Genomic DNA, 14,216 nt, shown 5'->3' with positions numbered 1-14,216 from the left:
CTTACACCGTTCTAAAATCGTTTACGCTTTGGCTTTTCATGATCAAAACGGCATTGGTTTTGAGTTGATCGTTGTTTTGAAAACCTTCATCCAAGCAAATCACTCGTGACGGATTGAGTTCTGCCATTGCTCTAATCACTTCAGGGGTGAGGGCTTTGTCTAGGCAAATGAGTAAGGCATTGTTCGCAATGCTATACACTTCTTTGTTAGCCAAGGTGAGATTTTTAATGGGTGTGGTGAGTTCAAAACCTGATTTTAAGAGCAATTCAAATAAAATCGCTTCTTGGGAGGCGCTAGGGTCTATATGATCAACGTGTAATTCAAGGGCTTGTTGAATGGTTTCGGGGTCTTTGGGGGTATTGGCATCCCATACCTTAAAATTGGATTTTTGCAGTTTGAATACGCGAAAACCTAAATCGAGTACGGTATTAGCTGTACCGTCATCAAATAAGTCGGGTTTTGCTTGTGTTTCTAATTGTTCGGCTTTGATTTTGGCAGCCGCACGACGAATACGCTCTTTGCTGATTTCAGAAATTTTCTCATAACCAGCATCAAAGGCAAATTGTGATTCTTTTTTAGCTTTTTTTGACCCATCTATTAAATCATATGTTACCTCCGGCAACTGAACACAAATATAATTTATATTATTTTTTTCTTGGATGTTAAAATCCATTATTGCATGGGCAGTAGAAGCAGAACCAGCAAAAAAATCTAATACAATATCACTACTAGACCAATCAACTATGTCAAATAATTTTTGAATAAATCTAACTGGTTTTTTTCCACTTCTAAAATCAACTCCACCCTCATGCCTACAATTACCAAAAGCATCTGAAAAATCATAATATGTAACTATTGGGCTTTCTTTAGAGCTAGAATCAAAGCTGTCCGCAACATTCAGTGGTACACCTTGAAAATATTTTCCTTTAGTAGCCGTTAATTTTTTCGGTCCAGTAAAATAACGATAACCTAACCCGTCATCTCCAATTCCATAAACCTTGTAGAGTATATTTAAACCATCATTATCTGATCTACCTGATAAATAATCCCTGAAAAATCGTCCAGAAGAATTACCATCTAGGATTTTACCAGAAGCCCATATTTCTTTAAGCCCCTTTATTGATGGTGAACACGGCAAAATTTTATATTTATCCTGAGAGAATATTTCTACTTTTTTTCCTCCAATTTCAGTTACTATAGGACTTCCTATCTCAACGATTTCATAACAAAATTTATCTAAACTATACTCACTAGAAATTTTTTTAGGTTTAAACTCCATACTTTTTCGATAAATTAAAACACTTTCAATCAGCTTTTGAAAGTCCATATCTTCAACTAAAGTTTTTCCTTCATACCTAACTTTTATGAAATATTGAGCTAAAAAATTCTCCTCACCAAAAATCTCATTACATAGTGCTCTTAAATTATGAGCCTCATTATCATCAATCGAAATAAAAATAACCCCATCCTCTCTTAACAAATTCTTTGCCAAAAAAAGACGTGGATACATCATATTCATCCACTTACTATGAAAACGTCCATCCGTCTCCACATTAGTACTAAACTTACGCCCCTCCCCATCAACTTGCCCCGTATATTCAAGATAAGTCTCTAAATTTTCACTATAATTATCAGGGTAAATAAAATCACTGCCAGTATTATAAGGAGGATCAATATAAATCATCTTCACCTTACCCAAATAACTCTTTTGCAACAACTTCAATACTTCAAGATTATCACCCTCAATAAACACATTTTCAGTGCTATCAAAATCTACACTTTCATCCCTTGCAGGCACCAGTGTGGCAATACTGGGCTGTTGAATAGTCTTAAAGCAATCCGCTTTACCCGCCCAACTCATCCCAAAACGCTCTTTATTAACCTCAACCACCTCACCTAACGTCATCTTTAAGCGGTCAAAATCTATTTTATTCCCCTCAGTAAATACCTCTGGAAAAAGCGCTTTAAGCTTTTGCTTTTGCAACTCGGTAATATTCAAAGAAGATAAATCCACCGCATCAATAATAGGGTTCATGCACTGACCTCGTGGGGGTAATGGAGTGTTTCAGTTTAATACAAAAGCATTAAAAATAAAAAAGCCGGAACAAATCCGGCTTTTTTATAACGCGCTAAGGCAGTAATGTAAGGTTTACTTACTAGCTGACATTTGACCTAAGTAAGCGACTAATACCTTAATTTCAGTAGCATCTAAACGCTGACCAAAAGCAGGCATCTGACGTTGTACACCATTCAGAATGACATTTTTAATCGCTTTAGTTTGAGCGGCAGCATCGGTAGCGGCGGGAATATTAGCAATAGTCCATACTTTATCAGTTAAGTTAGCTGAACCTTGAGAGGTTAAGCCTTTACCTTCAGTAGTATGGCAATAGTAACAACCACCCGTTTCACCTTTAAAGATCACCTCGCCACGCTTCGCTGCATCCGCATTATGCTCTAAGCCTGATAGGCTCATCACATATTGCGCGGTATCATCGGCTTGAGCGTCGCTTAAAGTCTCTTTATAAGGGGGCATATAACCTAAGCGACCGTGCAGAATCGTCTGCTCGACTTGCTCAGCTTTACCGCCCCATAACCAATCATCATCGACTAAGTTAGGGAATAAACCGACCACACCATTCGCACCAGTTTGATGGCAAGCAGCACAGTTATCACCAAATACGCCTTTACCATAAGAACGCACGAAAGCACTCATATCAGGATCTTGGGCGATTTGCTCATAAGACGCCGCCGATACTTTAGTGAGATACTCTTTTTGTTTCAGAGCACTTTCACTTTCTTGCATATCTTTAGCGAGTAATGAACGCATATTCCAGTGACGTGTAGTCTCTTGACCTTGGGCATTTTTATAATCAATGCTACCGATACCTTTAGTATAACTATCAGCAATCGGCCAACTCGGATATACGATCCAGTAGATCAGCGCGAAAATAATCGTGCCGTAGAATGTCCATATCCACCAAGTGGGTAACGGATTATTAAACTCTTGTAAGGTTTCATCCCAAACGTGACCAGTAGTTTCGGCACCAGTCAGAGGGTCTTTTACAGGATTCGCCATAATTTACTTCTCACCTTTAGTTTGTTGCTCAGCGTGAGGAACTTGAGGTGCATCATCGTCTTGTAGCGGTAAGAATTTATAGGATTCTAAACGCTCACTACGTTGGCGATTGGTATACACATAAAGCACAATACCTACAAACGTTACGAAAAAAATCAGTAAAGCGAGTACCTTGCTATTTCCTAAATCAGTGAGCCATAACCAAGCATTCGTTAACATGATAATTTCCTTAGCGTTATACTGACCACAAACTTGTCCTAATTAACGGAATTGGATGAAATAATCTTCATCAAACTTGGTAAAGTCCACCATCGTACCGAGTACTTGCAGATAAGCTACGAGCGCTTCCATCTCAGTAATACGATTGGCTTGACCATCAAAGTTACCGGCTGCGGCATCTGCCATCAGATTCTTTTCGGCTGCTTTAATGTCTAGTTTCTTGGCGACTTCTTCACCAAATTGTTTCACATTAGATTGATACTCTTCTTGCGTCAGAGAGTAAGGTACACCCACTTTCTTGAGAGCTACCATACGCTCTTGTATATCACCATAAGCGAGTTCTGTTTCTGCTAACCAAGGATAGTTAGGCATAATAGACTCAGGGACAACGGAACGTGGAGCGATCAAGTGTTGTACATGCCACTCATTCGAGTATTTTTTACCAACCCGCGCTAAATCAGGACCAGTACGCTTAGAACCCCACTGGAACGGATGGTCATATTTAGACTCCGCCGCCAGTGAGTAATGACCATAACGCAAATCTTCGTCACGGAAAGGACGAATCATTTGCGAATGGCACGTATAACAACCTTCACGAATATAGATGTCACGTCCACGCAACTCTAATGGCGTGTAAGGACGTACCATATCCAATCCTGTTTCAGGATCTTGTACCTTTTCTATCGTGTTATTGATGTAATGCAGCGGCACAATCTCCACTAACCCCCCAATACCAATGGCTACTAGGGTTAGAACAATGAGCAAACCAGAGTTCGTTTCAATACTTTCGTGTTTAAACATCTAGGCTCTCCTTAGGCTTTGGCAGTAGTGGCAACAGGAACTGGAGCTTCTTGCTTAGCACGTACAATCGTCATATAAACGTTATAAGCCATGATGATCATACCTGTTAAAAAGAACATACCACCAATAGCACGCGCCGCTAATGGACCATGCATGAATGCAACGGTTTCAATAAATGAATAGGAGAGGTTACCGAACTCATCAAAGGCACGTAACATCAGACCTTGACCGATACCGGATACCCACATAGCAGTGATGTATAAGATAGTACCGATAGTGGCTAAGAAGAAGTGCACATAAATCAGCTTAGTGCTGTAAATGGTAGTGTTCCAAATACGTGGAATCATGTGATAGAACGAACCAATCGATACCATCGCCACCCAACCTAAAGCACCCGAATGTACGTGACCTACCGTCCAGTCAGTATAGTGAGAGAGCGCATTTACACTTTTTAATGACATCATTGGACCTTCAAAAGTAGACATACCGTAGAAAGACAATGAAGTGATTAAGAATAACATGATAGGGTCAGTGCGTAATTTATCCCAAGCACCTGAAAGGGTCATGATACCGTTGATCATACCACCCCAAGAAGGCATCAATAACAGAATCGAAAACGCAGCGGCTAAGGATGAAGTCCAATCGGGAATAGCAGTCCAGTGTAAATGGTGAGTACCTACCCACATATACATAAAGCTTAACGCCCAGAAATGCACGATAGATAAGCGATAAGAGTAAACCGGACGACCTGCTTGCTTAGGTACGAAATAATACATCATCCCTAAGAACGCGGCTGTTAAGAAGAAACCTACCGCATTATGACCATACCACCATTGAGTCATGGCATCTTGCACGCCAGAGAACAAGCTATATGACTTCACACTTAAGAAGCCGATAGGCATAGCAAGGTTATTGAAGATATGCAGTAACGCTGTTGCTAAGATAAAAGACATAAAGAACCAGTTAGCAACATAGATATGAGGTTGATTACGACGCATTAAAGTCAAGGTATAGATTAAGAAATAAACTACCCATACGACTGCAATCGCAATATCGACATACCACTCAGGCTCAGCATATTCACGACCTTGAGTAATACCAAATAAATAGCCTGTACCTGCCACGGCTAAAGCAAGATTCCAGCCCCAGAAGGTGAAATTAGGCCAGAAATTACCACCGACTAAGCGAGCCTGACAGGTACGCTGTACTATATAATAAGACGTTGCAAACAACGCATTACCACCGAAACCGAAAATAACTCCGCTAGTATGCACTGGACGTAAGCGTCCAAAAGTTATCTGGGCGATATCGAAATTCAAAAACGGCCATGCCAATTCTGACGCGATATATACACCGGCAGTCATCCCTGCCAAAGCCCAGACAATCGCAGCAATCGCAAATTTCTTTACGATTTCATAGTTATATTGCTCTGATGGAGCTACTGCACTATGAGCCATCATTTGCCCTCAACATTAACTTAAAATTTAAAACCGAATTCCTATTGGCAGCGTAATCAGTGGATGGAATCTTTGCGTTGGCAACGTTCTTTCTAACCTATGCGCGACCTGTGTGAAAACACACATCTGACAGCCAAGGATACAACAAAAACCCATTTAAGAGAATCTTAATATGCCAACTTGAATAGATGAAACTTGACAAGTTTAAATTTATATGACTTGACATTGACTTTTATCAATTTAGCAAAATACCTAACCAGATCAATGCACTCAGGCATATGCTTAATAATACCGCAGCAGAACCCATATCCTTAGCACGCCCGGCTAATTCATGACGCTCCTCACCGACACGATCCACCACCGCCTCAACCGCTGAGTTTAATAACTCAACTATTAATACTAATAAAACACTACCAATGAGTAATACCTGCTCTAAAGGCGTATCACCTAGCCAAAGCGCTAAAGGAATACTCAACAGCAAAGCAATCACTTCTTCACGAAAAGCAGCTTCACCGCGCCAAGCAGCGCTTAAGCCCTGCCTTGAATATTTCAGGGCATTAGTAAATCGTTGCACACCATGTTTTGCTTTAACCACAGGCACTACTCAACTCCTTAATCAACCAAGGGTGTTAGACAGGGACAGGCAGAGGAGGATTATCTGGCACTAAGAAAGGGCGTAAAAATAGCAGACTTACTAAGCAATAAGAAGCGTTATTATCGTGGGCTAGTGGATTTATCAAAGCTGCTAAAACAATGCCCCAGCGCGGTGCTGGGGCAAAACCAAGAGGATTCAGTTAATTTTAAGAGCTAATCCGCTTTATTTAGCTGGCTCAGTTTTTTGTTCTTCTGCCTTAGGTTCTTCTTTAGGCGGTTGAACTAAAGTAGCATCTGAGGCCTTTACTTCTACCACATCAAAAGGCACAGGCTTAGGTGTATCATTAGTAGAAGGCGGCAATACTGGCATTGCAAACTCAGGTTGTTTACCCGTTAAGGTTTTTAAGAACGCCACCAGTTGCCCTACTTCTTCTTCAGTAAAGCTTTTACCCAATTGTAATTTGCCCATAATAGTGACGGCTTCTTCTAAGGTCTGAGCCGCGCCATCATGGAAGTAAGGATAGGTCATTTCTACGTTACGCAAGGTAGGCACTTTAAACTTGAAGCGATCTTCATCTTTCTTAGTTAAGCCCGCCACCCCTTCGGCTGCATTATCGGTTTTATACGGCTCTACTACCCCCATTTTCTGGAAGCTATTACCACCAATAGCTACCCCATTATGGCAAGCCACGCAACCGCTGCTCTTAAATAATTGATAGCCCTTCATTTCAACTTCATTCAGAGCGCTATCATCCCCTTTCAGCCATTGATCAAACTTTGAATCGGGCGTAACTAAGGTTTCTTCAAATGCAGCTATTGCATCGGTAATTTGCCCAATATCAATCGTGTCTTTACCAAATACTGCCTTAAACTCATCTCGATATTGTGGCATAGAGGAAACCACTGCTACCGCATGCTCATGGGTGGAAGCCATTTCCATAGGATTAGCAATAGGACCACCTGCTTGCTCACGTAAATCCTTAGCACGACCATCCCAGAATTGCGCGATATTGAGGCTAGAGTTTAATACGGTCGGCGAATTAATAGGACCTTCTTGCCATTTATGACCGATAGAGGAAGTGAGATTATCTGTCCCCCCCATACTTAAGTTATGGCAAGAATTACAAGAAATAGCACCAGACTTAGATAAACGTGGATCAAAGTACAGCTTTTTACCTAACTCTACTTTAGCAGGATCTTTAGGAGCGACAGCCTCGATTGGCTTAAATAATGGATCACGCTCTGCTTGAGGTGCATCGGCTGCCCAAGCAGTCGGCAGTGCCAAAGCGATTGCCAATGCTAATACTACTTTACCCAGTTTCATGGTCTTTATCCCTTATAAACTTATAACATACGCCAGCTCTTGCTAACTATTTGATTAGTAACAAAAGCCTTCCTTAATCAGTAGGAATTTAAGCTGGTTTTAGTTTACAAAAAGATAGCCTTATCAACCTTTAAAAAAGTCAATTTTCTTTACTAAAATAGATGTCAATATCTCAAAAAAACAACAAATCGTTAGCCAACAGCCTCCTTTATGCCACCCTTATTAGATTCCAGTACTCCAATAACTGAGCTAACTTAAGAGCTACTTAAGAACCATTTAAGGCTAAGCCTCACTCCTGTTAGAGCATTAAAAAATCACTCACTTTGGTGTTAAGGCTGGATGATTTTTTTCAGCTTCATTTCAGATAGCCGCCTTACAGTAGTTACTAAAGTAAAACCTAAAGAAAGTAAGGAGTAGACATGGGCTTTGGTAAGTTAATAGGAACGTTGAGTGTCGTAATCGCATTAAGTGGTTGTGGCGGTAGTGATGGCTCAAGTGCTGGTCAAGGACAAGGTGGTAATGCCATTGACTATAGCCAACTGCAAACCCTCAGTGCTGATGAGGCTCAAACCGCCACCTATATACGTGAAGAAGAAAAGTTAGCCCGCGATGTGTACTTAACTTTAGATCAGACTTGGAAGATTAATCCTTTTGCCACGATTGCCACCCAATCCGAGCAAAAACATATGGATAGCATGCAAAAGCTTTTGAGTGCAGTGGGTCTAGCCGATCCCGTATTGGCTAATACAGTCGGTGCATTTACCGATACCGAGCTGGCTCTACTCTATCAAAGCCTAACTACTCAAGGAGCTATCTCAGCTTCGGAAGGCTTAAAAGTTGGAGCCTATATCGAGGAGCTGGATATTCAAGACTTACAACAAGCTATTCAACAGGTACAACAAGGTACTAATCAAGCGGCGGTAATTCAAACTTATGAACGCCTAATGTGTGGTTCACGCAATCACTTACGCAGCTTCGTTATTGCCTTAACCCAACAAGGGGTGAGTTATAACGCTCAAGTGCTGCCTAGTACCACTGTTAATAGCATTCTCGAACAACCACAAGAGCAATGCGGTAAAGCCTAAGACTTTACCCACTAAGGAGTAATTAATATGCAACTCAAAACCTTAATCACCAGTATTACTTTAATGGTAGGAATGAGTATGTCGTACTATATTCAAGCAGCCACTAGCGTTGAACAACAACACGCTAATTATATGTTAGAAGAGGAAAAATTAGCCCGTGACCTGTATTTGAGCTTGGGCGCCAAATGGGACTTAATGCCCTTAAAAAACATCCCTTCCTCCGAGCAAAGACACTTTGATAGCATGAAGCAATTGATTCAAAGCTATCTCAAACAAAATCCGGTAGTGAATGAAACCGTAGGTAAATTTAATAATCCAGAACTACAGGCTTTGTATAATCAATTACTAGCTCAGGGTCTTAAATCACCCCAAGACGCTTTGCAGGTCGGTGGTCTAGTTGAGGAAACCGATATTGCCGATTTACAAAAAGCGCTGGCTGACACTAAAGACCCACAAAGCCGTCAAGTGTATGAAGAATTGATGCGTGGCTCACGTAATCATTTACGTGCTTTTGCCTCCCAACTGGCGGCGCAAGGGATTTTATATAAAGCACAAGTACTCCTAGACAATGAGGTGCAAGCTATTCTCACTAGCCCCCAAGAACGCGGTAACGGTCAAGGTATGGGACATGGCGGTATGGGTCATGGTCAAGGCATGGGACGCGGTATGGGGCGTGGACAAGGAGCGGGTGCTTATTAATCACTGAGGTAAACTATTATGCGCTTATTGATTGTTGAAGATGACCAAGAGCTCACAACCCTCCTTCAACAACGCTTTAAAGCTGCTGGTTTTGCCGTCGACCTCGCCCATAATGGCATGGATGGTCAGTTTATGGGCGAGGAAATCGATTATGATGCGATTATTCTCGATTTAGGCTTGCCACAAAAAAATGGTATTGAAGTACTCAAAGCGTGGCGAGCCAAACCTATTCTTACTCCGGTGATTGTCCTAACTGCGCGTGATGCTTGGCATGAGCGCGTCGATGGTTTTAAAGCCGGAGCCGATGATTATTTAGGTAAGCCTTTTCACTTTGAAGAATTACTGGTACGTATCCAAGCCCTAATCCGTCGCGCTCATCAAGCCGTGACACCTAATAATATCTTAGATTGTTGTGGACTGAAGCTCGATGAAGACCATCAAACGGTAACGACGGCTGATGGTATGACCCATGAATTAACGGGCAAAGAGTTTCGCTTATTACGGTATTTCATGCTGCACCCCAATCAAATCCTCACCAAAAGCCGCCTCACCGATCATGTGTATGAGTATGATACTGACCGTGATAGTAATGTGATTGAGGTCTATGTTAGACATTTACGCCGCATGATTGGTACAGACCGAATTGTGACCAAACGTGGACAAGGTTATAGCTTAATCACATGATGACTCGATCTTTACAAGCTCAATTACAATGGCAATTAGCCATTACTTTAATCTTAGTCATGGGGTTAATGTGGCTAATTGGTTATACCCTACCACGCCCTACCGAATGGCTTGTAGCCACTCAATGCCTTAATAGTCTAGAGGTGAGTACTCTCACTCACATGCGGCGCTTTCAATGGTTATTTCCTTTTATGGCAGTGATAGCCATAGGTATTGTGCTTTTAGTGCAAAGTCTAGTGATTCGCCATAGTTTTAAACGCTTTCAATGGTTACAAACCGAATTAAAACACTTAGAAACAGGTAAGGTGCAACAACTCAGCACAGCCGTTCCTAGTGAAATTCAGCCCTTAGTGCAGGAGATTAATCATTTAATTCATTTACTGCATGAACGCCTAGAACGCTCACGTCACGCACTGGGTAATTTGGCACACGCTCTCAAAACACCGCTGAATTTATTGCTGCAACAATTAGATCAAGAATCCATTCCAGCTCTAGCGCGTCAAGTGCTCGAATTACAAGTCGAGCGCATTCGTCAATTGACTGAGCGTGAACTCAAACGTGCACGTATGGCAGGCATGGGCAATAATGCCCAACGCTTTGATGCCCATACTGAAATCCCCCCCCTACTCCAAGTGCTCAAGCAAATTTATTCCCATAACCCCAAACAGGTGACTTTAAGTATTCCCTCTCCATTACCACGCTTTGGTGATCGGGAAGATATGCTCGAACTATTGGGTAATTTATTAGATAACGCCTTTAAATGGGCAAAGCAGCAGATTCATTTGAGTTTTGAACTAGCTGAGCAACACATTTTAATTACGATTGAGGACGATGGTGCTGGACTAGATCCAGTCGCTTTAACCCAACTCACCCAACGCGGCATACGTTTAGATGAGAGTGTGAGTGGGCATGGTTTGGGCTTAGGTATTTGCCAAGATATTACTAAACTGTATGGTGGGCATTTGAGCTTGGGGCGCTCCACTCAATTGGGCGGATTTAAAGCACAAGTAGCTATTGCACTGAAATAAATTGAAGTTGTCATAAATTCGTAGTCTAAAAGCTTTAAGGTACTGACTCACCCATGAGAATGAGCACCTTATATGGCTTTAACCCTTGCCGTGGTAACCGAAACTTGGCCGCCTGAAATTAATGGAGTCGCACATACTATTGCTCAATTGGTACATCGCCTCCACAGCGAGTTTGGTTATTGCGTGCAACTGATTCGCCCCCGTCAAAGTCAGCAAGATCAGGCAAGTGTTAGACCGGATTTCAGCGAGCATTTAGTAGCCAGTTGGCGCTTACCGTTTTATCCTCAAGTGAGATTAGGTGCACCGGCTGCTTATTTATTGTATCGCTTATGGAAGCAACAACGCCCTGATGTGGTACAAATTGTTACTGAAGGGCCTTTAGGTTATGCCGCTTTATGGATAGCCCAAACATTAAAAATTCCGGTGATTAGCGACTTTCACACTCACTTTGATCAATACAGTGACTATTATCGTCTGGGTATTTTCAAAAACTTAGCCAGCCGCTATCTACGTTCTTTACATAATCAAACCCTATTTACTCTCGTCCCTACCCAAAGTCTATGCCAGTACTTGAGCACCAAAGGCTATAAAAATCTTGCCTTACTCGCACGCGGGATTGATGCCGATTTATTTAATCCAAACCAACGCAGTAACGCTTTACGCCAGCGCTTAGGGGTGAGTAACACCGATTTATTAGTAGTATTAGTTGCTCGTTTAGCGCATGAGAAAAATTTAGATTTAGCCTTTCAAGCATTTCAACGCTTGCAACACACTCAGCCTAACGCCCAGTTTTTAGTAGTCGGTGACGGACCTGAACGCTCACGTTTACAAAAAACTTATCCCTTTGCACACTTTGCCGGAATGCAAACCGGCGTAGCGCTAGCTCAACATTATGCTAGTGGTGATTTATTTTTATATCCCAGCCTCAGTGAAACGTTTGGTAATGTGATTACTGAGGCAATGGCGAGTGGTTTGCCAGTCGTGGCTTTTAATTATGCGGCAGCGCAAGAGCATATTCAGCACGAAGTCAATGGTTGGGTTGTGCCGTTTGGAGATCATGCTGCCTTTATTGAACAAACGCTTCAAGCCGCTCAAGCGTCTCACCGCGCCACTATAGCCACCCATGCACGAGCAACTGCCTTAACCTTAGATTGGTATCAAGTCACTGAGCAACTGCATCAGCTATTACAACAAGCCGCTACTACTAAGCTCCAATAAGCTAAACGCTGATTAACCCGGAGGCCAAGTTAAGAAACGTCCGGCTAGCACATGCAGATGAATATGAAAGACGGTTTGCCCCGCATCACGCCCACAATTCATCGCCACTCGATAACCGCTTTCTGTATAGCCTGCGCCATGAGCAATTTGCTTAGCCACCAAAAATAACTTACCTAAGACCCTATCTTGCGCAACTTCAATATCATTCAAGGACGCAATATGCTGAGTAGGAATAACTAAAGCATGAAAAGGCGCTTGAGGATTAATATCACGAAACGCAATCACCTCTTCATCCCGATATAAAATACGCGCTGGTTCAATCCCTTGAACAATACGACAAAATACACAGCGATTTTGCATCCTAAGCTCCCAGCTATTATTAAAACGTTGTTCACTACCACTAGAGCAAATGATATTCAAATTACTCAGTCCTTAGCAAAGGAAATCCTTGAAACCACCCTTGAGACGATTGCTGGTTCTAATAAGCCAGCATCAATTCAATAGCTAGCTAATGAATATTTTTCAGGATAAAAACTTATTTATTTGGATATTCCTAGCCAAGAGCTTAGTAGCATTAAGACCAACTACACTTAAAATACATAATAATATCAATATCTTATATTTTAAAACTCCTTGGCATACCACTTGCTATATATCTCGCATAACCAGCGTTAAGTAAGGAGCACATAATGACTACTACTGGTAACTACGAAGTTCTCTACGAAGAAGGTCACGCCCCCGTTAAATCGTGGACAAAAGGCGTTCCCTTTGACGACAACTCTAAAAAGCAATTACTCAATATTGCCAAAATGCCTTTCATTCACCAATGGGTAGCCGCCATGCCCGATGTGCATTTGGGTAAAGGTGCGACCATTGGCAGTGTGATTCCCACTATTGGCGCGGTGATTCCAGCGGCGGTGGGTGTGGATTTGGGCTGTGGGATGATGGCAGCGAAAACCACTTTAAAGGGTACTGACTTACCTGATTCCTTGGAAACCATGCGCAATAAGATTGAGCAAGCGATTCCGCATGGACGGGTGGCGACTCGTGGTAAACGCGATACTGGAAGCTGGGGTGATCCACCCGCAGACGTATTAGAAAAATGGCTGGCTTTAAGTGCAGGTTTCCAGCGTTTGTGCGAGAAGCATCCCTTCCTAAAAAACACCAATAATCTAAAGCACTTGGGGACGTTGGGTACAGGCAACCATTTCATCGAGGTGTGTTTGGATGAAACCCAAACTGTATGGGTGATGTTACACAGCGGGTCACGCGGGGTAGGCAATGCTATCGGTACGCACTTTATCGAGCAGGCAAAAAAGGATATGGAACGCTATTTCATTAACCTACCGGATAAGGATTTAGCTTACATTCCCGAAGGTAGCCCGCATTTCCGCGACTATGTGGAAGCGGTGGCATGGGCGCAGGATTTCGCGCAAGCCAACCGCGAGCTGATGATGGCGCGTACTTTACAGGCGATCCGCGAAGTGTTGACGATCCCGTTCACAGCGGACGTGGAGGCGGTGAATTGCCACCACAACTACATTAGCCGCGAACACCACTACGGTAAGGATGTGTGGGTAACACGTAAAGGTGCGGTAAGTGCGCAAAAGGGTCAGCTTGGGATTATTCCGGGCAGTATGGGGGCGAAATCCTTCATTGTGCGCGGGCTGGGTAATGAGGAAAGTTTTTGCAGTTGCAGCCACGGCGCGGGGCGGGTGATGTCACGTACTGAGGCAAAACGCCGCGTGTCGCTGGATGAGCATAAGCTTGCTGTTGCAGGGGTGGAATGCCGTGTGGATGAAGCGGTGATTGATGAAACCCCATCGGCTTATAAACCAATTGATAAGGTGATGGCGGCGCAGAGCGATTTGGTGGAAGTGTTGTATACGTTGAAGCAAGTGGTGTGTGTGAAGGGGTGAGCTATTCGCTCACCTAACTTTTTCTCTGTACACGACAAAACCACTAACTTATTGATTTAGCATGTTTGTCATGGAGATGGTGAAAGTCCACCGCTCCTATGTTTTACTCTCT

14 protein-coding genes are annotated in these 14,216 nt (G+C 42.6%); 6 read left to right on the top strand and 8 right to left on the bottom strand.

What is annotated here, in order from left to right; translation table 11 throughout:
* Position 1 precedes the first annotated feature (1 nt).
* The 7 genes from IPL34_RS09080 to IPL34_RS09050 all read right to left on the bottom strand — a co-directional run bounded on the left by IPL34_RS09080 (position 2) and on the right by IPL34_RS09050 (position 7,471).
* Positions 2-2,035, bottom strand: coding sequence for a site-specific DNA-methyltransferase (locus tag IPL34_RS09080; RefSeq protein WP_296840914.1), 2,034 nt, complete (start codon positions 2,033-2,035; stop codon positions 2-4).
* A 114-nt stretch (positions 2,036-2,149) separates the two neighbouring features.
* On the bottom strand, positions 2,150-3,076 hold the full coding sequence (ccoP, locus tag IPL34_RS09075; protein ID WP_296840912.1) for a cytochrome-c oxidase, cbb3-type subunit III: 927 nt from the start codon (positions 3,074-3,076) through the stop codon (positions 2,150-2,152).
* A 3-nt stretch (positions 3,077-3,079) separates the two neighbouring features.
* Positions 3,080-3,295 carry a cbb3-type cytochrome c oxidase subunit 3 gene (locus IPL34_RS09070; protein ID WP_296840910.1) on the bottom strand — a complete coding sequence of 72 codons (216 nt, stop codon included), beginning with the start codon at positions 3,293-3,295 and terminating at the stop codon, positions 3,080-3,082.
* A 42-nt stretch (positions 3,296-3,337) separates the two neighbouring features.
* Positions 3,338-4,096, bottom strand: coding sequence for a cytochrome-c oxidase, cbb3-type subunit II (ccoO, locus tag IPL34_RS09065; RefSeq protein ID WP_296840908.1), 759 nt, complete (start codon positions 4,094-4,096; stop codon positions 3,338-3,340).
* 11 nt (positions 4,097-4,107) lie between these two features.
* Positions 4,108-5,553 (bottom strand): cytochrome-c oxidase, cbb3-type subunit I, encoded by a 1,446-nt coding sequence (gene ccoN / locus IPL34_RS09060; RefSeq protein WP_296843056.1) that lies wholly within the window; start codon positions 5,551-5,553, stop codon positions 4,108-4,110.
* A gap of 235 nt (positions 5,554-5,788) precedes the next feature.
* Positions 5,789-6,148 (bottom strand): diacylglycerol kinase, encoded by a 360-nt coding sequence (locus IPL34_RS09055; protein ID WP_296843055.1) that lies wholly within the window; start codon positions 6,146-6,148, stop codon positions 5,789-5,791.
* 222 nt (positions 6,149-6,370) lie between these two features.
* The gene (locus tag IPL34_RS09050) at positions 6,371-7,471 is read right to left on the bottom strand and encodes a cytochrome-c peroxidase (protein ID WP_296840906.1); all 1,101 of its coding nucleotides are present in this window, start codon (positions 7,469-7,471) and stop codon (positions 6,371-6,373) included.
* Positions 7,472-7,890: 419 nt separating this feature from the next.
* Here IPL34_RS09050 and IPL34_RS09045 point away from each other — a divergent pair, with 419 nt between their 5' ends.
* The 5 genes from IPL34_RS09045 (at position 7,891) to IPL34_RS09025 (ending at position 12,185) form a co-directional block, all read left to right on the top strand.
* On the top strand, positions 7,891-8,556 hold the full coding sequence (locus tag IPL34_RS09045) for a DUF2202 domain-containing protein (RefSeq protein ID WP_296840903.1): 666 nt from the start codon (positions 7,891-7,893) through the stop codon (positions 8,554-8,556).
* A 27-nt stretch (positions 8,557-8,583) separates the two neighbouring features.
* Positions 8,584-9,255 (top strand): DUF2202 domain-containing protein, encoded by a 672-nt coding sequence (locus IPL34_RS09040; protein WP_296840901.1) that lies wholly within the window; start codon positions 8,584-8,586, stop codon positions 9,253-9,255.
* Between the two features lie 18 nt (positions 9,256-9,273).
* On the top strand, positions 9,274-9,939 hold the full coding sequence (locus IPL34_RS09035; protein ID WP_296840899.1) for a response regulator transcription factor: 666 nt from the start codon (positions 9,274-9,276) through the stop codon (positions 9,937-9,939).
* Positions 9,936-10,967 carry a sensor histidine kinase gene (locus IPL34_RS09030; RefSeq protein ID WP_296840897.1) on the top strand — a complete coding sequence of 344 codons (1,032 nt, stop codon included), beginning with the start codon at positions 9,936-9,938 and terminating at the stop codon, positions 10,965-10,967. Before IPL34_RS09035 ends, IPL34_RS09030 begins: the two co-directional genes overlap by 4 nt.
* 72 nt (positions 10,968-11,039) lie before the next feature.
* Positions 11,040-12,185: a glycosyltransferase family 1 protein gene (locus IPL34_RS09025; RefSeq protein WP_296840894.1), complete on the top strand. Its 1,146-nt coding sequence runs from the start codon at positions 11,040-11,042 to the stop codon at positions 12,183-12,185.
* 12 nt (positions 12,186-12,197) lie between these two features.
* Here IPL34_RS09025 and IPL34_RS09020 read toward each other — a convergent pair whose 3' ends face one another.
* Complete coding sequence (locus IPL34_RS09020) at positions 12,198-12,605, bottom strand: histidine triad nucleotide-binding protein (RefSeq protein ID WP_296840892.1); 408 nt, start codon at positions 12,603-12,605, stop codon at positions 12,198-12,200.
* A 269-nt stretch (positions 12,606-12,874) separates the two neighbouring features.
* Here IPL34_RS09020 and IPL34_RS09015 point away from each other — a divergent pair, with 269 nt between their 5' ends.
* Positions 12,875-14,104: an RtcB family protein gene (locus tag IPL34_RS09015; protein WP_296840889.1), complete on the top strand. Its 1,230-nt coding sequence runs from the start codon at positions 12,875-12,877 to the stop codon at positions 14,102-14,104.
* Positions 14,105-14,216 lie beyond the last annotated feature (112 nt).

The sequence above is a fragment of the Thiofilum sp. genome (assembly GCF_016711335.1).
GTDB lineage: Bacteria > Pseudomonadota > Gammaproteobacteria > Thiotrichales > Thiotrichaceae > Thiofilum.
The sequence above is the reverse complement of the archived record's forward strand: the minus strand, read 5'-3'. Positions and strand labels throughout refer to the sequence as shown.

Bases quoted from the DNA above. Each gene is read 5' to 3' on its own strand.
- IPL34_RS09040 (WP_296840901.1), top strand. From the start codon at position 8,584: ATGCAACTCAAAACCTTAATCACCAGTATTACTTTAATGGTAGGAATG.
- IPL34_RS09030 (WP_296840897.1), top strand. From the start codon at position 9,936: ATGATGACTCGATCTTTACAAGCTCAATTACAATGGCAATTAGCCATT.
- IPL34_RS09035 (WP_296840899.1), top strand. From the start codon at position 9,274: ATGCGCTTATTGATTGTTGAAGATGACCAAGAGCTCACAACCCTCCTT.
- IPL34_RS09025 (WP_296840894.1), top strand. From the start codon at position 11,040: ATGGCTTTAACCCTTGCCGTGGTAACCGAAACTTGGCCGCCTGAAATT.
- IPL34_RS09050 (WP_296840906.1), bottom strand. From the start codon at position 7,471: ATGAAACTGGGTAAAGTAGTATTAGCATTGGCAATCGCTTTGGCACTG.
- IPL34_RS09045 (WP_296840903.1), top strand. From the start codon at position 7,891: ATGGGCTTTGGTAAGTTAATAGGAACGTTGAGTGTCGTAATCGCATTA.
- IPL34_RS09080 (WP_296840914.1), bottom strand. From the start codon at position 2,035: ATGAACCCTATTATTGATGCGGTGGATTTATCTTCTTTGAATATTACC.
- IPL34_RS09015 (WP_296840889.1), top strand. From the start codon at position 12,875: ATGACTACTACTGGTAACTACGAAGTTCTCTACGAAGAAGGTCACGCC.
- IPL34_RS09070 (WP_296840910.1), bottom strand. From the start codon at position 3,295: ATGTTAACGAATGCTTGGTTATGGCTCACTGATTTAGGAAATAGCAAG.
- ccoO (WP_296840908.1), bottom strand. From the start codon at position 4,096: ATGTTTAAACACGAAAGTATTGAAACGAACTCTGGTTTGCTCATTGTT.
- ccoP (WP_296840912.1), bottom strand. From the start codon at position 3,076: ATGGCGAATCCTGTAAAAGACCCTCTGACTGGTGCCGAAACTACTGGT.
- ccoN (WP_296843056.1), bottom strand. From the start codon at position 5,553: ATGGCTCATAGTGCAGTAGCTCCATCAGAGCAATATAACTATGAAATC.